Origin of the sequence: Paenibacillus sp. FSL H8-0315 (assembly GCF_038005365.1) — a bacterium.
In the GTDB taxonomy this organism is placed as follows: Bacteria; Bacillota; Bacilli; order Paenibacillales; family Paenibacillaceae; genus Paenibacillus_AQ; species Paenibacillus_AQ odorifer.
Map to the genome: position 1 here is coordinate 2,847,709 of NZ_JBBOTA010000001.1, position 20,179 is coordinate 2,867,887.

Consider the following 20,179-nt stretch of genomic DNA (forward strand, 5'->3'; position numbering starts at 1 on the left):
TTGTAAGAGATGCCGCAATACAAGGTGTAACAGCCACATTTTTCATATATACGCACAAGAGCCCTATTCGCTATAAGCGAATAGGGGCTCGGTTTAAATTTCCTAGGTTCTGACTAACTCTCGAGGCCCTTTATACTTAGAGCATAACTGGCATCATTGTATCTTAGCCCTGTTCAATCAGTCCATATTTACCATCATCACGTTTGTAAACTACGCTAACTTCCGAGGTGTCGATATTGGAAAACACAAAGAAATTATGTCCAACCATGTTCATTTGCAGAATCGCTTCTTCCACATCCATCGGCTTCATCGTAAAGCGTTTGTTCCTAACCACTTCTAAATCATCATAATCTTGTTCTTCTACAGCAACAGCGGCACTAGCTCCATCCACAAACAGCGTTTTGAGTCCCTCTTGACGGAACTTACGGTTCAGCTTCGTTTTGTGTTTGCGAATTTGGCGTTCCAGCTTGTCCACAACGGCGTCTATGGAAGCATACATGTCATCGCTGCGATCTTCCGCACGAAGCGTCACGCCAGCAAGCGGAATGGTTACTTCCACCGTATGAAGGCCGCGAACTACGCCAAGCGTCACAGACCCTTCAGAGGTAGGGGGTGCTTCGAAATACTTCTCAAGTTTGCTGAGCTTCTTATCAACATACTCTCTCAAAGCGTCGGTCACGTCAATTTGTTGACCTCGAATGGTGAATTGCATGGCCACTCCTCCTTTAGTTACACCTTCATTATACCAAATTGTAAGCGCTAAGTAAAAAGCAATTCCTTACAGCCCTTACATTTAGATAACAAATGTTGTCATAGCGTTCACAAATAAAACAAGTCCGGTAAGAGCAACCAATCGCCCTACCGGACCAAAAGTAAACCTGTCGTTATTATAGTACGGATTCCACTCTTATATTCTCCGAATGAAATCACATAAGGTCAGGCTATTTGGTATGAATTTGAATGATTTCTACAGGAGACCATTGAGAACCCGATCCTGCAATAACATATACCTTATAGGCAGTATTTGCTGCTAAACCAGTTAGGGTCTGTGTACGTTTTACACCAGGAGCAAACGTAAGTGTGTCAGTCCATGGAGCAGCCAGTGCAGTACCGCTACCATTTTGACCTAAAGCAATCTGCGCTGCAGTAGGTGCCTTATCATTTGCTGGCAATACTACATATCTAACTGGGGTTGGAGTGCCACCTGTCACACCATATTTAATATATACATCTGCTGTAACTGTACTAACTTGTCCCGGCTCAAAAAGCGAAATCGAGCTAGCAGTAGCTTGAGCAGTAGTCAACCGAACTGTCGTTACAGTAGACAAGTTACCAGCTGCATCCGCCAGCGTGATATATGTTGCATATTCTGTACCAGGATTCAATCCGTAAACAGAGAATGTAACCGTTGTTTTAGCTACAGTCGCAACACTACCATGGATACCACTTGCAGTCCCGTTACTAATTTGTCCTTTTTCCACCTGCAATGCAGTTGGAGCAGTTACATCAGCATTATAAGGAGCTACAACATAGTATACTGCACCAGTTACGGAAGGTGTCAGGTATACATCCGCTGTGACCGAACCAACATTACCGTAGGTTGCCCCACTTACTGTTGGCGCTGTGCTACTTTCGCCGCCACCGTTACCACCACCAGAACCTCCGCCAGTACTGCCACCTGGAGCAGCAGTTGGGGTTGGTGTAGCTGTTGGTGTCGGAGTAGCCGTTGGAGTTGGTGTAGGTGTTACACCACCACCTGTGCCACTACCAGGATAATAGATAGCTGAAGTATTGATAATACCTACAGCCTCGGCACGTGTTAACGATCTCTTAGGACCAAAGGTTCCATCTGGATAACCGTTAACAATCTTCTTTTCCACTGCGGCTGCTACAGCACCTTTTGCCCATGCTGCAATTTGTGCATTGTCTTTAAATTTGTTCGAAGTTGTATTGGTGCTCAATTTAAGTAATTTTGCAGTAATTACAGCGGCCTCTTCTCTTGTAAGCGGATTATTAGGACGGAACGTATTATCCTCGTATCCTCCGATATATCCAGCTTCCACGGCTTTAGCCACTTCACTGTAATTCCAGTTTGTGCTCTTCATGTCTTTGAAAGTTACTGTTGCTTTAGTTGTAAACCCTAACAGGCGATTTACCATAGTCACATACTCACCACGCGTAATTGCTTTGTTTGGTTTCACCGTTCCATCTGGGTAGCCTCCAAGGTAACCTCTATCTAGCCATTCCTGCAGCTGACCTTGCGCCCAGTGGCCTTGAATATCCTTAGGTACAGTTGCAGCAGATACGCTGCCGAGAGACCCCAATAACATACTAGTACCTAATATTCCGGTCATAAGACCGCGCCACATCTTCTTCATCCTGCTAATCACCCTCCTAATTGTTTTGATAGCTTAGGCTATATTGAATTTCTTCGTGAATGTAGTAACCTAGGCTAACATAGTGTGTGTCGAGGTAAGATAAACAGCTCAACGTATATCTATTACCCACCTTTTGCAGAGTTCTAACATTTTCCATAAAATGAATTTACAAAATAGGCTATTTTCTTTACTAGGATTGGCTATACTAGACACATATGAACGCACAAAAAAAGGATCTTGGAAGATTCCAAGATCCCTGCTAGCGCTGTCTAAATTGCTAACCATCTACTTATATGTAGTTCGGCTTCGCCGGATGATTATAATTTGATTACGTTAGCTGCTTGTGGTCCACGTGCACCTTCAACGATATCGAATTCTACGGATTGACCTTCATCCAATGTCTTGAAACCATCAGTTTGAATCGCGGAAAAGTGTACGAATACGTCGCCACCGTCTGCAGTCTCGATAAAACCATAACCTTTTTCTGCGTTAAACCATTTTACTTTACCTTCCATTGATTAAACATTCCCTTCGTCATCAGATGAACGTGAGTCTTGCTCACAATTCGACTATACCACCGTAACTTCTTTATTGTCAATTGGAAAAGAAAATGTTTACATTCAATAATTTACCACGTAAAATAAACTATTAAATTTTCCATAAACAAGAAATAGATTCGGTACAATGATCAAAAAAAGGAGCAGACGGTATTTAATACCCGTCTACTCCTATAGTGAAACACTGATAAATTATTTTTTGCGATCCATAAGGAAACTGTCTGGGGTGTAGGCGGCCTCGTAGGCGTTGCGTTGTGTTTTGGCCTGATTCCGCTTCTGCAGCCAGTCTTGAGCTTCGAAGCGAAGAGCATTCATTCTATCTAAGATCATATTATCATGTTCCAAAATTAGATTAATTTCTTGCTTTTGTGCAGGCGTTGCTCGACAAATTTTGGCTTCTTCTGCAATTGAATCGACAAGTTTCTGGCGCTCGTCCACAAAAGCCTCCAACTCCTCATAGGTGGTCTCTTGAAGACGCTCTTCGATCTCCCGGGTGAGTTGATCCAAACTCCGGATTAATTCATCCATGAGCACTATCAGCCTGTCCCTGACCCACAGCGATCTTCGATGCTTGTAGCCAAGTTTCCCGAAGCTCGGTTAGATAACCAAGAGCCTCTTCAGCTTTATCTGGAGTTTTATGAATGTTTGCTTCAACCAATAAGTGATTTATATATTCATATAGGGAAAACAGATTTTTAGAAATCTCATAATTAAAATTCAATGCACAAGTCAACTCACTCATAATGGTTTGAGCTTTACCAAAATTTAGATTTGTTTTCTCGAAGTCACGCTTGGATAAAGCCTCCATTGCCAATCTAACAAAACGTATAACTCCATCATAGCTCATGATAAGCAATTGTGCAGGAGTTGATGTCTGAACGGAAGATTGGCGATATTTTTCATAAGGAGAAGTCATCATAAATTCTCACCTCAGTTGATTATTGTGCTATGAAATTAGTTAAACTTGTTGACTGTGCATTATATTTATTCATAGCAGTTTCCATCGCAGAAAACTGTTTATAATAGCTTGTCTCCATTTTGGTTAAACGGGTAGTTAGTTCAGTAACGCGCTTTGTCAATTCCTTTAACTGTTTACCCATAATACTTTCTTCTTTGTATGTGGTATTTGCATCAGTAGAGTATTTAGATGTACCGGCTTTGTTGGCAAGTGTACTAAGAACGCCATCAAGGCTATTATACATTTGAACAAATATTCCTTTTGGTGCAGATTTGTCTGTTGAATTGGTTTGAAATAAATCCATAACACCCTGTGGATTATCTTCTATCGCCTTCTTCAGCTTTTCCGCATCTTTAATGTAAAGCTTGCCACCCTCAAAATACTGCCCAGTATCTATACCAATGGAAGAAAGATTGATTCCACCTATACCATTTAATCCACTAAAAATAGATTCTCTCATTACACTAGCCGCTGAAGATAGTATACTATCATTTTTCAGCAGCCCGCTCATTGCCTTTTTTTGCCAATTTTCTATATCATCATCATTCATACTCTTTTTCTGATCATCAGTCAACGGCTGAAAGTCCCGATACCTAGCTTCACTTTTCTTTGTATTCAGCATTCCTAAAAGATCGTTAAAATCATTAACGAAGGATGTAATCGTTTCTAGCATCTTAGTAGAATCAACAATCGTTGAGATTTTGGAGGCTTTTCCGTCTTCTGTCTTACTAAGAAGGTTTATAGATACTCCATTCAATATAAATTTATTACTAGTAAATTCTTTATCTGTACCATTTACTGATATTTGCGCAGTTTGCGCACCTTCAGTTGTGCTACCCCCGAACAGATTCAATAAGCCGTTCTCTCCAACCCCTGGGCTTGTTACAGATATTGAATCTTCAAACTTTTTCGAGGTTAGAATCAATTTACCTTTGACCTGATCAAAGGTTGCTGTAACTTTAGCTTCAGCGTTAGCGTTTATTGTGCTAACTACTTGCGATACGTTGGTGCTTTCATCAAATGAAAAGGTTTGACCATTTACGATCATTTTATAAACATTTTTGCCTTCAGCATCGGGAGTTGCAGTAAATCCGCTTGCAGTAGCAACTTCTTTTAAAGTACTTTTAGAAGTGATGTTGCTCAATGTAGAATTAGTTGTTATTTGTTCATTGGATGCCAGCCTATTCACAATAATATCCATAGGAATCTGATTAGCTTCCGCATTAGCTACAGCAGTCAAAGCTGATGTATTACCAGTTACTGTTGACTTCATTCCGTTCATAGCAGATGACATTTTTAAATTTGAAAGCTTATTTCTAAAATCAACGACCTTAGAATTAATATCCCTATAGCTATCCCTCGTCCATTGAATAACTTGTTTCTGTTGATTCAATTTATCTAAAGGTGCACGCTTTGCCGTCATTAATTCTTTAACAATGGAGTCAATATCCATTCCAGATGCTAAACCACTAACCCTCATTTCAATATCCTCCTCATTCTATACTCTCTCGTCTATTATAATACCAGCAATTTCCATCATTTTAGCTACAAGATCTAAGGTTTTTTCTGGTGGGATTTCCCTGATTAATTCTCCAGTCTCCTTATTAAGTACTTTGACCATTATGGCATGAGTCTTATTATGGATACTAACTTCTAAGGTAGTACTCGGGCCTTGAAGGGCTTTTACAGCTCTTTCAATACTCCGCACAAGTTGTTCCTCACCTACAGTAATTTGAGCCCCTTCCTTTTCCAGTTTACTTAGCTCCTGACCATTAGCAGGTGATTGAATGAGAGCATCCACCACCTTATCCTTCGTCAAAGAAGTCCTCTCAGAATAATTCGAAGCTTGCCCTGCACTTGCTGACAAAGACAACTGTACATTCATATTGAACCCTCCGGAAACAATTTACTATATATATCGGCGTACAGTAGCCGAAGTTTTAGGAAACCATTAATAATCAGAAAAAAAGAATTTTTTTACGCTTATTAATGGTTATAAAATAAAGAAGCTCTGGTTTTACCAGAGCCTTGATTCATAGTACTTATAGCAACCTCGTTCATAACATGAATTTTGGATCTTTAAACATGGCTTTTACCACTTAGTTTTTAATTAATATTGACATATACGTTAAGTTCATAAATTTATTATCTTTAATTAATTTCATTATTTTATTAAGAAACTGCTTATTATGCTCAAACGTCTTAGATATAGATTGTATTAATTTAATTACCATTTCAGAGGTTAATCCTTCATTATGGTTTGCCATGCCTACTAAATGAAGCTTAATCAATGAATAGTGTACGATTAATTGTGCATAACTTTGAAAAGGAGATTTTGAATCCAAAGGCATACAATTTTTAAAAACATAGTTCACTAGATAATTTTCAAGCATGTACTCATGTTCCTTCATAAAGGGTAAATAATACTCACTTATAGCATTATCGTAAATATCCCCCAGTGCACTATCTGTAAGGTTCTCTTCAATCTTCAAGCCAGTCATCATATCCCTCGAACACTCCAAATACCTTGAGGAACTGATACCTTGCGACAATCGCAACAATACAAGCTCTCTACACAATCTAAGTTGAATATCTAAGCGTTTCGGAATATTATCAAATGCCCCATTAAACAAATCAGTGTCTATACATTCCAAATACTTTCCTAAGATGTCAGGAATATCGTTTATATTATTACTAACTACACACTCTTCTAGCTCATTATAAAGTAAACCTAAGATTAGCAATCTTTCTTCTAATGTATATTTTCTTTCTTGCAATATTAGTATACTAATATATCTATATTCATTAAACAGATCTCTCCAGCTTGTTATTTCCTCACTATTACTTTGAATAGTTGCACTCGTAAGATCTCTACTCGGCAAATCTTCTTGACCCTGCTCAAAGCTAATTCCATTCTTATTTAGCAGAATTAATCTAGCAGCTTCCGGACAAGAAACTGTTAAGGAACGTTCGATTACTCCATTCACATTATTTATTCTTCTTGGATAAACAGTACATGTATCGCATAAATAATCTTCTCCTAACTTCAATTGAATGTTACACCAACCTTCATCACTTAAAAAAGAACACTTCGAATGCTCCATCTTCATTTTGGCGACATTCCCCTTAGTAGGGTTAGAGCGATTTCGAATTATATTTCTATTCAAACTATCTTTCATCTCATATTGTTTTACTTTTTTGTATTTTTTATAGGTTTCTTCATCAATATCTACTCTCCATCCTGAACAGCAGGTATCTTCACAAGCAGCTCCAATACAAGAAAATTGTTTCATATATTCAGGAATAAGCGTATTAATAGATTTATCGGACATGATGTTTTCTCCTTTGATGTAGTGTGATTTTTCCAAAGTGGAAAGCTGAAAACTCCTTTTCCACTTTGGAAAAATTAACTGCATTATATAGAAAAAGGAATGGTCGTAACCATTCCTTTCCTTATTAAAATATTAACGAAGCAATTGAAGTACGCCTTGAGGTTGTTGGTTAGCTTGCGCCAACATAGCTTGAGCTGCCTGAGCAAGAATGCTATTTTTCGTTTGGTTCATCATTTCTTTAGCCATATCTACGTCACGCACGCGAGATTCAGCAGCTGTCAAGTTTTCTGCAGCATTATCTACGTTTGCAATGGAATGTTCCAAACGGTTTTGCAATGCACCAAGCTTTGAACGTCCTGTTGAAATCAAGCCGATGTTCGTATCCAGTATTTGGATTGCAGCTTCTGCATTAGCCTGAGTACTAATATCTCCAGCTGCGATGGCTGTGTGAATTGCATCAAGCTTAACAGTATTCAAATCGACTGCAATTTTTTGATCTTTATTAGCTCCAACATGGATCTGTACCACACCAGCAGTACCTGCTGATCCATCTAATAATTTCTGTGTATTAAACTCGGTATCTGTATTAATACGTTTGATCTCAGTGGCCAATGCATCGTATTCGTCTTTCAAAGATGTACGGTCAGCTGTAACGTTTGTATCATTGGCAGATTGTACAGCCAATTCACGCATACGTTGAGTAATTGAATGCACCTCGTTTAATGAACCCTCTGCTGTTTGAATCAAAGAGATACCATCTTGTGCATTACGGGAGGATTGCTCCAGACCGCGAATCTGTCCACGCATTTTCTCGGAGATCGAGAGCCCCGCTGCATCGTCCCCTGCACGGTTAATGCGAAGACCGGAAGACAATTTCTCGATCGATTTGTTAGTATTAGTAGTATTTGTACTTAATTGACGGTGCGTGTTCAAAGCCGCAATATTGTGATTAATAATCATTTTAATATTCCTCCCTGAATTTTGATGATTTCCACATCCATGTGGATTAAATATAAATAGATTACCTTATGAAAGGTCGGCCGCCCTCTCATATTGGCTCTATTATATATATCGAAATCCCGATTCGATTTATGAATAGTATATTTCTATTTATTTTTATTTCTATATACTCTTTTTTTATAATTATTAACAGCTAATCACTTGTTGCGACACAAAACTCCAGACTTTTTATCCATCAATCAACTTAATTAAACGATAAGAAACTATCACATAAGCAAATAACATATTATGAGCAAAAAAAAGAAAGAGAACATAGAAATCTATGATCTCTTTCTTTTGATTAATTAACGAAGAAGTTGAAGCACACCTTGAGGTTGTTGATTCGCTTGAGCCAGCATAGCTTGAGCAGCTTGAGCAAGGATGCTATTTTTCGTCTGATTCATCATCTCTTTAGCCATATCTACGTCACGAACACGGGACTCAGCTGCTGTCAAGTTCTCAGCGGCATTATCTACGTTTGCAATAGAGTGTTCTAGACGATTTTGTAACGCACCAAGTTTAGAACGTCCTGTCGAGATTTTTGCAATATTATCGTCTAACAATTTGATTGTAGTTTCAGCATCCGTTTGAGTACTAATGTCACCACCTGCAAGATCGCCTGCTATAGTAGTCAAGTCAATACCATCTGTGCTTAAGTCCAACTCAATTTTTTGATCTTTATTAGCACCTACGTGAATTTGAACTTTACCAGCATTACCCGCGGAACCGTCTAATAATTTTTGAGTATTGAATTCAGTATCTGTATTGATACGGCTAATCTCAGTAGCCAAAGCATCGTACTCATCTTGCAACGAAGTACGATCAGCTGTAACGTTTGTATCATTGGCAGATTGTACAGCCAATTCGCGCATACGTTGAGTAATCGAATGGACCTCATTTAATGAACCCTCTGCTGTTTGAATCAAAGAGATACCATCTTGTGCATTACGTGAGGATTGCTCCAGACCACGAATTTGTCCGCGCATTTTCTCGGAGATTGAGAGCCCTGCTGCGTCGTCTCCTGCACGGTTAATACGAAGACCGGAAGACAATTTTTCGATTGACTTATTAGTGTTCGTTGTGTTCGTGCTCAATTGACGGTGCGTGTTCAAAGCAGCAATATTGTGGTTAATAATCATTCTGTAATTCCTCCCTGAAGTCAGATAATTTCCACATCCATGTGGATTAAGTGTGGAACTCGCCTAATATAAAATGGTGCACCTTTAATATAGGCTCTATTTTATATATCGAACACCTCATACTTTTTATGAATAGTATATTCAGATTTTATATAAACCTTCTACTTCAAGCCTAATTCTTTCATACGTATAATAGCTGGCCTGTAGTTGTAATTCGAGGATAATTCATAGTACTCTTCCGCTTTTTTAAAGTCACCACTGGTTTCATAAAACAAAGCTAAGTTATAAGCTGCAAGATAGCTTCCTGTTCCCAATACACTATCATATTTAGTTGTATCTCTAATTTCCAAACATTTTAAGTATGATTTTTCAATCATCGAAAAATATTTCATATATTTTTGTGTATCATTAAAAACAAGCTCCATAAAAAATATTCCACATACGAAATGGAAATCAGAAAAATCGGCTAATCTACTTATTTCACTTTCAATGATTTCAAGACCTTTTTCAAATTCTTTAAGGCCTATAATCGTATATAGGCATTCAACAACTAATTGCGGCCTAAATCCATCTCTCCATGTACTCATGCTATAGCATTTCAAAAAGAACTCTTGAGCTTTAGTAAAGTCCTTGAGTAATCTATATTCCTTACCTAATTGGTAAAGATAATAAGTTTCATCAGGAACTTGTAATAAGGCTAGCTCCAACAGTTGTATATTGCGTTTAGATTTATCTGTTTTATAATATCCATCATGATAAACGTCGATAGGTATGGTTTTCCTTGGGAGATTAGAGACAATCTGTTCATGAATTCGTCCCTCAAAAAATAATCCTCTCGGAATCAAGCGGGAAACAAATGCTTGCGATTCCTTTACTTGATCATCTTGATAAAAACTATTAATAATCCGTATTTTTCCTATCGTATTACTATTTTCTAAAAATTCACTAATTTGATCCTTTGATGCTTTGACCACATACTCATCTGCATCTAAAATCAATGACCAGTCCCCCTTGCATTGTTTCAATGCAAAATTCCTGGCATCAGAAAAATTTTCATTCCATTTGTAGTCAAATACTCGGGCACCGTAAGATATTGCAATTTCTTTTGTATTATCAGTAGATCCAGTATCTACTACTACAATCTCATCTACATAATCTTTAGCACTTTCAAGGCATCTTTGAATTTTTCCTGCTTCATTTTTCACTATCATTGTTAGTGATAGCATACTTTCTCCACCTACTTATATGAGAATTAAAATATATATTTTAAATAGATATAAAAAAAGAGATCCTAAGAATCTAAGATCTCTACTTTTTTTCTTAAATTAACGAAGAAGTTGAAGTACGCCTTGTGGTTGTTGGTTCGCTTGAGCCAACATAGCTTGAGCAGCTTGGGCAAGGATACTATTTTTAGTTTGGTTCATCATTTCTTTAGCCATATCAACATCACGTACTCGGGATTCAGCAGCTGTCAAGTTCTCAGCAGCATTATCTACGTTCGCTATAGAATGTTCCAAACGGTTTTGTAGTGCACCAAGTTTTGAACGTCCTGTTGAAACTTTTACAATATTATCATCTAACAATTTAATTGTAGTTTCAGCATCTGCTTGTGTATTGATTTTCCCTAATTTTAGATCGGCTGTAATTTGATCCAATTTAATACCATCAAGACCCAAATCCAATTCGATTTTCTGGTCTTTATTAGCACCAACGTGGATTTGTACTTTACCAGTAGCACCAGCAGTACCGTTCAGCAGTTTTTGAGTATTAAACTCAGTGTCTGTGTTGATACGGCCAATCTCAGTAGCCAAAGCATCGTACTCATCTTGCAAAGAAGTACGGTCAGCTGTAACGTTTGTATCATTGGCAGATTGTACAGCCAATTCGCGCATACGTTGAGTGATCGAATGTACTTCGTTTAACGAACCTTCTGCTGTTTGAATCAAAGAGATACCATCTTGTGCATTACGTGAGGATTGCTCCAGACCACGAATTTGTCCACGCATTTTCTCGGAGATTGAGAGCCCCGCTGCGTCGTCTCCTGCACGGTTAATACGAAGACCGGAAGACAATTTTTCAATCGACTTATTAGTGTTCGTTGTGTTTGTGCTTAATTGACGGTGTGTATTCAAAGCTGCAATATTGTGGTTAATAATCATTTGATATTTCCTCCCTGAAATAAAATTAGTTCCACATCCTTGTGGTAAACGTAATCCTTTAAGGTCAACACCCTATGGATTGGCGTCTATATTATATATCGACGGCATGTGCCTAAGTGTTTAGTGATTTTTAAAAGTTTTTTTGAGAAATTTACATAATCCTTAAAGTTTCTCTAGGCAAAGCCTTTTTAGTTTTTTCGTATTCTACTACTCACCTTCTTAATTACAAACGCGACACCATTTCTCCTTCGAATACTAAGTATTCACAAACACTTGATCTTAGCATCGCCAAGAAAAAAGAATCTGCATTTGAACAGATTCAGATTGATACTTCGATCATATAAAATTAGTCCTCTTCTGGACGACGAAGTAAATTGATAAGTGCGTTCAAATCAGATTGGAGAGGAGCAACAGACTCTCGATTAGCTTCCTGGATAGACAGATAAACCTCTTTTCGGAAAATATCGACATGTTTCGGAGCTGCAATACCTAACTTAACAACATCTCCTTCCACTCCCAGGATTGTCAGCTCTATTTGGTCCTGAATGACGATAGACTCTCCTTTTTTGCGAGAAAGTACTAGCATATCATTCATCACCCTTTCCCTTTATAGTAGTGTATCCTTGTAACAAGTTATGTTTCGTAAGATAAGAAGATCTGTGTAGAATAATTTGTTTCCCCATCTTTGTGTCTGGATTAAATACAATTGGACCCAACAAGTTAATTGTGGATTGTTCTACTTGATCCTTTAACGTGATAATACATCTAATTAGCATATTTGACTCAATTTCCAATTCTTCGACCTCATCATTAGGGAGTTCAAATTCGTAAGTAGGATAAAATAAAAAAGGATCACCTAAAAGAAATGAAAGACTTTTCTCTTTTACCGACTGCAAATACCAGAAGGAAGAATCGTCCATAGATAGCAGTGCAAAATCAGTCTCATCATCGAAACCAGGAATCCCCTTCGAGAAATGATATAGCTGTTCCTCATTCACTTCTAATATTCCCCAAGATAATGTCTCTATAATCAAATCAATCTCTCCTTTAAAGTGTTCCCTCGTATAGGTTATTTCATAATAAACAACAGAAAAGCTATAGAAGCGCTTTTCTAGCACATCTATAGCTCAAAAACTACAACTGAACGTTAATTTCTGGTGGTATAAACTGTATGGAAGCGTATTGCTGCATATATATATTTAACTTGCCACGGTTGTACTCAATCTCCGGACGGTGCCCTTCTGTTTGAATGTTAACCTTCGCAGGTCGAAATTCAATTTGTGGAGCCCTGGTCTCAAAATGGATATCAACATTATCGTATGATGCAGGTCCTCTTGTCTCAGGAAACGAATTCGGTTCGGTATCTGTGCCGTATACTTCAGCAATCGTGTTGCCTGATTTGAAAAATTGGGCCATCCGATTTCCCTGCTCTACCTTCCTAGCAATACCCTGAAGGTATAACTGTTGAATACCTGAATATATTCGTTTGTTCATATCTAACGTATTACCACCATTATAAGCTGCAAAAGCTCTAGATTGATCTATTGTAAGCTCTGGAGGGAAAGACTGAATGTCCCATTCCCCTAAGGTCGTTTCTATAATAACATCCGCCTTGGGTTGAGTAATAGAATAAGCACCTAGATCTGCATCAATACCAAGTATGGCAGGTGTCTGGCGAATTTGCAGAATTGGTTGCAGCAAAGATCCCCACCTCCGTTATCTTATGAAATCCACGAGAGTTGTTGATATAATCTTCGCTCCTACAGATAGTGAGGCGTTGTAGATATTTTCTTGAATCTTTGACTCCATTATTAACCCTTCATAATCTGCATCCTCTGTTTTGGCCTGAAGATCTGTTAAGTTAATATTTAAATCGCTAAGCCGATCCTGCATCAATTCAACGCGGTTAGTCTTAGCCCCAATCTCAGAGCGTGCAGACAAAATAGTCTCCATACGCGTATCAATTACGTCAAGTTGACCTGATATAGCTGTAAAATCACCAGCTTTTAAAGCATTAGAAATATTATTAATGATTGCAAACAGGTTGTCAGCATCTCCAGTATTACCGAAGACTTCATTCCCAGTCATACTTATCGGCATACGTACATCTTCACCTACAATAAACTGAATCTGCCCAATATCTGTAGTAATAGCCTTAGATACATCGTAGGTACCATCCGCACCTTTAACGAAATCATATGGTTTCGTGTTGTATTGCTCGCCATTAAAGATATACTTGCCGTTCAACTTGCTATTAGAAATATCTACAAGTTGTTCTTTTAACTGTAATACTTCTTCATTAATACTATCGAGTGCAGACTGCGGATTACTTCCTGTCGAAGCTTGTACAGTCAATTCACGAATCTTTTGAACGACATCTCCAGCTTGACCCAGCACTGTATCATTGTAATCAAGCCACGAAAGAGCGCTATCTACATTCTTAGTATATTGTTCATTAGAGGAAAGCTCCGCACGATAGCGCAGGGAATACGTGATTCCTACCGGATCATCGGAAGGCTTATTGATCTTGCGTCCGCTAGAAAGCTGTAACTGTGTATCGTTCATCGTACGTGCATTACGGTTTAAGTTAAGCAGAAGCTGTGAATTCATCATGTTAGAGGTTACTCTCAACATACGCTATATCTCCTTTTATCTGCCGACTGTGCCGGTGGAATTGATCAATTTGTCGAGCAGTTCATCAAAAGTAGTCATAAAACGCGCTGCGGCACTATAAGCATGCTGGAATACTAGCATATTCGACATTTCTTCATCTAGGGATACACCGCTTACTGATTGACGACGGGAGTTAACTTGCTCTACGAGATAATCTGAGTTATCCGTCTGACGTGCAGCCTCTTGGGATTGAATACCCAGCTGACCAACCATAGAGCTGAAAAGCCCACCAACAGTGTTGCTCACACTACCGTCTGGCTTAGTAAATTTACTATCCTTCAAGTTCGTCAATAGAAGCGCCAAGGTGTTATTTCCTTTAACGACTTGCGTATTTCCATTCGCATCAACAGTTGTACGTAACGAAGTTGCAAATAGGTTTACGTCAGCTGCAATTTCCGGATTCAGTTTGATCGTTCCAGCCTCACCTGATGTTACAAAGAAATCGCGTCCGACGCTTCCATCCATCGCGTAACCTAACTTGTGAAGCCCGTTTAACCCTTTGACAATGGTCTTGGCGTCCTCATACATTGTTGCGCCCTTAGGCATGGCCTGACCAGCGGTCAAAGTAACTACGGTACCGTCAGCTTGTGTAATCTTGGCATCACTAGTCAACACTGTACCCTCAGGAAGATTGGAGCCAGCTGGCACTGTAATTTCAACGTCACCTGTAGCAATAGTGCTCGCCAAATCATTGAGCTGTTTCTTGTAATCGGCAACATAGGTATTATTGGAAAAAATCATTCCGTAAGCCTCGCCGCCCTTCAAGGTTCCGGAGGCATAAGCATTATTAAGAAACGCGCCATCTACGGTTGCAGTTACTTCCCCACCCTCTACGAGAGGTTGTCCCCCTAAAGAAATGTTATAACCTGCTTCCGTCTCTACAACAGTAATATTAGCGATTTTGGAGAGCTTGTCCGCCATCAGGTCGCGTTGATCACGTAGATCGTTCGCATGATCCCCCATACCCTCAATCTTATAGATCGATTTATTTAGATCTGCGATAGCGGTCAGGTAACCCTGAGCTTCTTTTGCTTTAACATCTATATTAGTGGTTAGATCCCGCTCCAGATTATTCAGTTGCGTGCTCATATAGTTCATAGCATCCGTCAAAGATTGTGCAGTTTGCACTACAATCTTACGGGCCGTTGGATCTTCAGGGTTCTTACTTAGATCCGACCAAGATTTCCAGAAATTATCCAGAACTGTACGAATGCCTGTATCGGATGGCTCATTAACGATAGCTTCCAGCTTAGAGAGCGTATCTGCTTGAAGACTCCAGTTGCCGAAAGCAGCGTTCTCACCACGGTACTGATCATCCAGAAACATTTCTCGAATCCGATCGATAGATGAGAATTCCACCCCTGTACCCATTTGACCTGGAACGGTAGATTTTAACAATCCGTACGCTTCAATAGGTAAAGAGGCTTGCATATTAACACGTTGACGAGTATAACCTTCGGTATTCGCATTAGCGATATTGTGTCCAGTTGTATTAAGAGCTGCGGTCTGAGTAAAAAGGCTGCGTCTCGCCGTCTCTATCGAGTGAAATGTGGATGTCATGCTTCTTACTCCTCCTTATGTTCTGCTCCGGCAGAACACTTCATCAGTACAATTCTAACCTCGTGCATCAAAAATCCCCGACCGATTTACGTTGTTACCTTTGTCGGACGGACGATGATAAGTGATATCCTGATTTGGTCTTCCGACCAACAGATCCAAAGAATAATCTATAAATGTAAGCGACTGCTCTATCAGCTTCTGATTTAGGTCATTGGCTTCTTTCAGGCGATGTAAAGTGTCCGAAAGCTTCTGCTGAATATGCAGCAGTCGTGCCTTGTCTTCAGGGTCAAATATAAGCCTGGACAGCTCCGTTAGGTTCAGGTTCAGGTTGGAACGAATACCCACGCCTTGCAAAACGGTATATGCGGCTAATATTCGCTCTTCCTCGAGCTGCCCAATTACCTTCATTAGCTTGGACTCACGGTTAAGGATGTCTATTAACGCATCCACCTTGTTATCCATAATCGTCTGTTTCTTCTCAGCGGCCAGATCCAGCATTTGAACATGCACTCCATCTAGCCGCTCCAATAGTTCTATTAATGTCGTCAATGCCATGGATGTTTTCACCTAATTCTCGGAGGATTGCTTAAAGTAAGGGGCGAGTTTCTCTGCTAGCTTAGATGCATCAACTTGATAGGTACCTGCGGAGACCTGCTGCTTTAGATTGTCGATCTTAAGTGCGCGTTCTGGATCATTCTTGCCAGTGTTTTGTGCTTGCAAGAGTTGAATCGCTTCATCAGAGATCGAAACCTCATCCTTGCGTGTGCTTTTCTTCATTTGTTCCTGCCTTTGCGCTTCCGCGCTGCGTTGATACGGATTAATCGCGTTAATTCGTCCGGTCTCGTTAATTTTCATAACTTCCACCTTCCTTCTAATATAAAAAAGCCGATAATCTTTACTAAGTTTATCGGCGTAGACTGAAACATTCTTTATAGCTGCAAACGTTTTTTTGCAGATTTTATAGGTCACGCAGCTTATCTATGGCACGATATGCACCATCAGATGTCTTTTTAGTAGTATCCTCAGCAGAATTTTCCTTGACAGCATTCGTGAGATCTTTCCTGAGCCGGCTACGACAGCTGTCACACATATGGCCATCCCGAATCAGTGTACCACACACTTCGCAAGGGTACATCATATTGGGTGCATTAGCTATAGAAATCCGGCCTTCTCGAATAAAGCGGGTAATCTCTTTAATAGAAATCCCCGTAGCATCGGAGAGCTCCTGAATGTTGGTTCCTTTGTTTTCCCGTAAATAATTCACGCAGATCTCATATTCATGCTCCAGCTCTTTGATACAGACCTGGCACAACCCCATAAGATTCTTGACAAACAACCGGCCGCACCTTGGACAATTGTCTAGATTCATAACAAGCAGCCGCTCCTCTCCGTACATTCTGTGCAATGCATAATATTCTTATGCTCCTAGATTACATGATTGCAAGGAATTCGTCTATGGGACAGAAGAAACGCTACCAACCGCAACTAATCCTTAATGGAATGGATATAGCTGTTCACAATCATGCATTTTCGCTTTAGGAACGCGCCCAGGTTAGGCTATAGATTTCTGCAGCATAATCATAGTTAGAAACCATTTGTTTTAGAATTTCGGCACAAGCACGAATCGTGCTTCCGGTTGTATAGATATCATCAACAATAATAATTCGAATGGGACGGCTTATAGGTGAGTTATCTTTCAGCCAATCCTTAAATAGTGTGGAGACTGCCGGATTTGCTCCAAAAGCATTCTTCATATCTGCCAATCGCTCCGCACGTCCTTTAAAGCTCTGCTTACCTGTATGATGCGTACGAATTAGTAGCGGTAGCTGTGGAATCTTTCTATGCCGAGATAGGACATCGGCCAATCTTTCCGCTTGATTGAAGCCCCGTTCTAGAAACCTGGTATCACTGACAGGTACCGGAACTAATAAATCAGCTGACCAAAGGCTGTTTTTTATGTACCTTTTATGTTGAATAAGATGAAAAAAAGATGCTTTCTGAGATAAAAGAGCCCGCTGCTGCTTTTCCTCCTTTAGGGTTAAATATGCCCTATCCAGCATGAGTCCAAGCAGAGGGGCATATCGTTCATTCCCGCGATATTTATATTGACCGAGCCATTCTCTCATCTCATTAGTGTAGGCTACCGCACTCCGGTTACATACAATGGGTGAGGGCTCAGCGCTGCGAGTGCAGTCTGGACAGCCTACATGCCGTCCACATATCAAGCAACGTGGAGCGCGTATCCAAGGAATGGATTCCGCACAATTCTTACAGATACCAGGCAGCTGTGAGGACTGTGGGCTGTGCTTCCCGCAGGTTAGACATTGAGGCACGGAGGGGGTAAGGAGGAAAGACAGGGATTTTCGGAACCTTGTATGCTTGGTATTCATATAGCCCCACCTTTACGAATATATCCTTGGCGGCGAGCAATGATATTCATAGTACGAATCTGAGCAATCGCTCCACGCTGGGATCGGCTCCACTGAGGGGAGGCAAATACAACATGGCCATCAGGATCATCTTTAGAACGACCAGCACGGCCTGCCATCTGTACCAAAGAGGCTTCGTCAAAAAGACCACTGTCTGCATCCAAAATAAATACGTCACTGCGTGGCACGGTAACTCCCCGTTCCAGGATCGTAGTAGTCACTAACAAAGAGATGATACGGTTGCGAAAAGCAGTCACCTTTTCTGCCCGAAATGAATCCTTGGACGAGGTGCCTTCAATAACCACGCCGGGAAAGCTACGACGAAGTAGTATCAGCAATCCTTCGATATGAGCTATTCGAGACACAAATAGAAAAATTTGTGCTTTTCGCTCCAGTGACTTTTGAAGATTTTGTATAAGCGATCTTGGCAAACTTCCACGCTTTAGACAGGTTAGAACCGAAGGTATACTCAAATGCTGCGGGATAGGCAAGGGATGACCATGGAAGCGGACAGGCACTCTGGCATGTGGAAGCTTGCCTAACCGGACCAAACGCTGCATTTCTTGTGGTGGCGTAGCTGATAAATAAATGAAAGAGCCGTCCACTTTACAGGCTTGTTCAGCGGCATAGGCCAACATAGGATCATTATGGTATGGAAACGCATCCAGCTCGTCGATGATTACGAGATCAAAACCTTGATGGAAGCGCAGGAGCTGATGGGTGGTCGAAAGCGTTAAGCGACCGCTCACCCAGCGATCTGCGCTGCCGCCATAAAGTACGGCGATGACCTCCGCCGGAAAAGCCCGGGCGAGCCGCGGCGCGAGCTCAAGTACGACGTCGCGGCGCGGCGTCGCTACCAGCGCCCGCCCTCCGGCGGCGAGCACGGCCTCTAGGAGCGGGAAGATCATCTCCGTTTTCCCCGCTCCCGTCACCGCCCAGAGCAGAAACCGCTCTGGGCATGTACTGGCGGAGCGCTTGCGCGCCTCCGCCAGAAAACCCAGCGCAGCGCCAGCGGCTCCCGCCTGCGCTGGGCTCAGCCCCCACCGGCCTGCGGCCGCGGCGGGGTCAAGGGCGGCCGTGCACCGCACGGCCGGAAGTGCTGCGCTGCGCAGCAGCAGCGCACAAGCCCGGCTGCGCCCAAGCGCGAGGCAGGCCTCGCAATAGGCGCAGCCCATTAGCCCGCACGCGGCGCATGCCGTGCGGCCGGTGGGCACGCTGCCGCAACGCAGGCAGCGCGAAACCGCGCGGCGAGCGACAGCGCCGCGCCGCAATACGTGCGGCAGCTTAGCCGCCGCACGCATCATAACGCCAGCACCCGCAGGGAGCTGGCGGGCTCGCGCCCCGTGCGCAGCCGGGGTCGCACTGCCTACGGCGGCTGTAAGCATCAGCCGCCCCTGCAGATGCGCCAGTTGTACCGCCTGGCGCCAGCAACCTCCTTGCTCTGGCAATTCTTCTGCCAGCAGCGCTTCTACTTCCGGCTCCAATAAAGAGCGCCCGGCCACAGCCCGCAATAATTGTTCTGAATCCGATTCTAGTAATCCAGATTGAAAATCCTCTTTTTCACACCAATCGTATCTTTCATTCTTCTTATTGTCCTGATCTATTCCGAAACTTGATTCATTAGGCTTCCATATGAATATTCCATCATTTAACCACTGTGCCTCCCACAGTCCCCCTGCCTCTTTCTCCTCTCTCAACTCAGCCTCAAGCATACTATTAATATATTGCCCCCACTCCTTAATCCCCCAGGTGCCCATTGCGCTTCTTTGTTTAAAGTTGTCCCGGAGCTTCACAGCCCAACCTAGCGGCAACGCAGAAGAAAGCAGAACCAAACTATTCGCCGCTAAGGAACTCCCAGCTTTCTTCTCCGGTCTAGCTACAGACCACCACCATCTATCCACGCTAAGATCTAATGAAATTTCAACCCTCCAGCTCCCCTTGCATTCCACAGCATATACAGCGACTTGCATAATAATCCCTCCTACCTCTCGCTTG

General features: G+C 41.4%; 22 protein-coding genes. All 22 read right to left on the minus strand.

The window, feature by feature from the left end:
* Nucleotides 1-163: 163 nt before the first annotated feature.
* Entirely contained in the window at nucleotides 164-712 is a 549-nt protein-coding gene (gene hpf, locus MHB56_RS12400; RefSeq protein ID WP_036678506.1) for a ribosome hibernation-promoting factor, HPF/YfiA family, read from the minus strand.
* A 229-nt stretch (nucleotides 713-941) separates the two neighbouring features.
* A complete protein-coding gene (locus MHB56_RS12405; RefSeq protein WP_076301431.1) occupies nucleotides 942-2,378 on the minus strand; it encodes an S-layer homology domain-containing protein in 1,437 nt (478 codons plus the stop codon).
* A gap of 317 nt (nucleotides 2,379-2,695) precedes the next feature.
* Nucleotides 2,696-2,893: a cold shock domain-containing protein gene (locus MHB56_RS12410; protein WP_019915069.1), complete on the minus strand. Its 198-nt coding sequence runs from the start codon at nucleotides 2,891-2,893 to the stop codon at nucleotides 2,696-2,698.
* A gap of 234 nt (nucleotides 2,894-3,127) precedes the next feature.
* On the minus strand, nucleotides 3,128-3,463 hold the full coding sequence (locus MHB56_RS12415; RefSeq protein WP_339281483.1) for a hypothetical protein: 336 nt from the start codon (nucleotides 3,461-3,463) through the stop codon (nucleotides 3,128-3,130).
* Complete coding sequence (fliS, locus tag MHB56_RS12420; RefSeq protein WP_339281484.1) at nucleotides 3,456-3,854, minus strand: flagellar export chaperone FliS; 399 nt, start codon at nucleotides 3,852-3,854, stop codon at nucleotides 3,456-3,458. Before fliS ends, MHB56_RS12415 begins: the two co-directional genes overlap by 8 nt.
* Nucleotides 3,855-3,873: 19 nt before the next feature.
* Nucleotides 3,874-5,373, minus strand: a complete 1,500-nt coding sequence (gene fliD, locus MHB56_RS12425) for a flagellar filament capping protein FliD (RefSeq protein ID WP_076301434.1) — start codon at nucleotides 5,371-5,373, stop codon at nucleotides 3,874-3,876.
* An 18-nt stretch (nucleotides 5,374-5,391) separates the two neighbouring features.
* Entirely contained in the window at nucleotides 5,392-5,778 is a 387-nt protein-coding gene (locus tag MHB56_RS12430) for a flagellar protein FlaG (protein WP_076301435.1), read from the minus strand.
* 214 nt (nucleotides 5,779-5,992) lie between these two features.
* Nucleotides 5,993-7,225, minus strand: a complete 1,233-nt coding sequence (fliB, locus tag MHB56_RS12435; protein WP_076305774.1) for a flagellin lysine-N-methylase — start codon at nucleotides 7,223-7,225, stop codon at nucleotides 5,993-5,995.
* A 132-nt stretch (nucleotides 7,226-7,357) separates the two neighbouring features.
* Entirely contained in the window at nucleotides 7,358-8,185 is an 828-nt protein-coding gene (locus MHB56_RS12440) for a flagellin N-terminal helical domain-containing protein (protein ID WP_341143626.1), read from the minus strand.
* 344 nt (nucleotides 8,186-8,529) lie between these two features.
* Complete coding sequence (locus tag MHB56_RS12445) at nucleotides 8,530-9,363, minus strand: flagellin N-terminal helical domain-containing protein (RefSeq protein ID WP_341143627.1); 834 nt, start codon at nucleotides 9,361-9,363, stop codon at nucleotides 8,530-8,532.
* 161 nt (nucleotides 9,364-9,524) lie between these two features.
* Complete coding sequence (locus tag MHB56_RS12450) at nucleotides 9,525-10,589, minus strand: tetratricopeptide repeat-containing glycosyltransferase family 2 protein (protein WP_341143628.1); 1,065 nt, start codon at nucleotides 10,587-10,589, stop codon at nucleotides 9,525-9,527.
* Between the two features lie 99 nt (nucleotides 10,590-10,688).
* The gene (locus tag MHB56_RS12455; protein WP_341143629.1) at nucleotides 10,689-11,522 is read right to left on the minus strand and encodes a flagellin N-terminal helical domain-containing protein; all 834 of its coding nucleotides are present in this window, start codon (nucleotides 11,520-11,522) and stop codon (nucleotides 10,689-10,691) included.
* A gap of 346 nt (nucleotides 11,523-11,868) precedes the next feature.
* The gene (csrA, locus tag MHB56_RS12460) at nucleotides 11,869-12,108 is read right to left on the minus strand and encodes a carbon storage regulator CsrA (RefSeq protein WP_076301559.1); all 240 of its coding nucleotides are present in this window, start codon (nucleotides 12,106-12,108) and stop codon (nucleotides 11,869-11,871) included.
* Nucleotide 12,109: 1 nt separating this feature from the next.
* Nucleotides 12,110-12,556, minus strand: a complete 447-nt coding sequence (fliW, locus tag MHB56_RS12465; protein WP_076301441.1) for a flagellar assembly protein FliW — start codon at nucleotides 12,554-12,556, stop codon at nucleotides 12,110-12,112.
* A gap of 100 nt (nucleotides 12,557-12,656) precedes the next feature.
* Nucleotides 12,657-13,223 carry a DUF6470 family protein gene (locus tag MHB56_RS12470; protein ID WP_341143630.1) on the minus strand — a complete coding sequence of 189 codons (567 nt, stop codon included), beginning with the start codon at nucleotides 13,221-13,223 and terminating at the stop codon, nucleotides 12,657-12,659.
* Between the two features lie 15 nt (nucleotides 13,224-13,238).
* Nucleotides 13,239-14,156 carry a flagellar hook-associated protein FlgL gene (flgL, locus tag MHB56_RS12475; RefSeq protein ID WP_175618901.1) on the minus strand — a complete coding sequence of 306 codons (918 nt, stop codon included), beginning with the start codon at nucleotides 14,154-14,156 and terminating at the stop codon, nucleotides 13,239-13,241.
* A gap of 15 nt (nucleotides 14,157-14,171) precedes the next feature.
* The gene (gene flgK, locus MHB56_RS12480) at nucleotides 14,172-15,755 is read right to left on the minus strand and encodes a flagellar hook-associated protein FlgK (RefSeq protein ID WP_076106998.1); all 1,584 of its coding nucleotides are present in this window, start codon (nucleotides 15,753-15,755) and stop codon (nucleotides 14,172-14,174) included.
* Nucleotides 15,756-15,809: 54 nt separating this feature from the next.
* Entirely contained in the window at nucleotides 15,810-16,310 is a 501-nt protein-coding gene (locus MHB56_RS12485) for a flagellar protein FlgN (protein ID WP_076279132.1), read from the minus strand.
* A gap of 12 nt (nucleotides 16,311-16,322) precedes the next feature.
* The gene (gene flgM / locus MHB56_RS12490; RefSeq protein WP_036678454.1) at nucleotides 16,323-16,610 is read right to left on the minus strand and encodes a flagellar biosynthesis anti-sigma factor FlgM; all 288 of its coding nucleotides are present in this window, start codon (nucleotides 16,608-16,610) and stop codon (nucleotides 16,323-16,325) included.
* 103 nt (nucleotides 16,611-16,713) lie between these two features.
* Nucleotides 16,714-17,124, minus strand: coding sequence for a TIGR03826 family flagellar region protein (locus tag MHB56_RS12495; protein ID WP_076182297.1), 411 nt, complete (start codon nucleotides 17,122-17,124; stop codon nucleotides 16,714-16,716).
* A gap of 166 nt (nucleotides 17,125-17,290) precedes the next feature.
* A complete protein-coding gene (locus tag MHB56_RS12500) occupies nucleotides 17,291-18,145 on the minus strand; it encodes a ComF family protein (protein WP_341143631.1) in 855 nt (284 codons plus the stop codon).
* On the minus strand, nucleotides 18,142-20,154 hold the full coding sequence (locus MHB56_RS12505) for a DEAD/DEAH box helicase (RefSeq protein WP_341143632.1): 2,013 nt from the start codon (nucleotides 20,152-20,154) through the stop codon (nucleotides 18,142-18,144). Before MHB56_RS12505 ends, MHB56_RS12500 begins: the two co-directional genes overlap by 4 nt.
* Between the last annotated feature and the right edge of the window lie 25 nt (nucleotides 20,155-20,179).